The organism is Vibrio sp. OPT46 (assembly GCF_015163535.1).
GTDB lineage: Bacteria > Pseudomonadota > Gammaproteobacteria > Enterobacterales > Vibrionaceae > Vibrio > Vibrio alginolyticus.
Map to the genome: position 1 here is coordinate 2,961 of NZ_JADDYG010000491.1, position 900 is coordinate 3,860.

1 protein-coding gene is annotated in these 900 nt (G+C 38.7%); it reads left to right on the top strand.

From position 1 onward, the window contains the following. Positions 1 to 169: 169 nt before the first annotated feature. Positions 170 to 670 (top strand): hypothetical protein, encoded by a 501-nt coding sequence (locus IQR33_RS20715; protein ID WP_193844009.1) that lies wholly within the window; start codon positions 170 to 172, stop codon positions 668 to 670. Positions 671 to 900 lie beyond the last annotated feature (230 nt).

Below are 900 nucleotides of genomic sequence, written 5' to 3' on the forward strand. Positions count from 1 at the left end.
TTTCAATTCCGGAGGCCAAGCATCACATTAAAGAACTGTTTGAATACACCGTCGATTCTTTGTACAAAAGACATAAGACGTAAAATTAAGCTAACAAAGCGTTCAAGAGGGACAGTCAACGCGTGGCGATTTTGGCTTAAATCTTGGTATTTGTGTTTACGGTGGTAATTTGAAGTTTGGTGGTAGTGCGTTGCTGCCCCTTAACGCGGCGTTATGTTTTTCTTCCCAGGTTGAAGTTATGGATTTTGAAAGTAGCCTTCTAGATATTCATCACCTATACGGTAATCAGCTCTCTGATGAGCTTATAGAGTTTTTTACTGCTTATGCTGGTAGTGAATTATCCGAATTAGAAATTGAACTTACAGTCAATTACTACGGAAACATCACTCAGCAAGAATCTCTTGAAAAGATATGCAGTAGTCGCGAAGTTATCGAGATTCATCAATATCTCGGTTTCTTGGAAGATTATGTGGTGCACTTTGAAATAAGCAAAGATTTTGTAGAAGCACAACATTTATACCCGGTTGCTTTATCGTATGATTCTTTATACTTAATTTCCCTGTCAGGAGTACACAGCGGGAAAGTTTACCATGCAGACAATGGTGATTTCGGTATTGGACTGGTATGCAATAGCTTAAAAGATTTTAAGAAATTAGTTGGGTTGTCGTAACCAATTTCTTAAAAACATAACAAAGCATTTAAGAGTGATTCCCAACGCTTGGCATTTTCAGTTCAAGGTAGGGTTTCGTGTTTACGGTGCAATGGTTTAGGTTAGGTGGCTGCGTTGCTCACACCTTAATGCGGCGTTATGCTCTAGGAGGGAATTTTGCTCAATTTACTGAAGAAAGTGGTGCTAATCAATCTTGTTGCAGCATTGATTGTTATTCTCTTAGCTCAGTT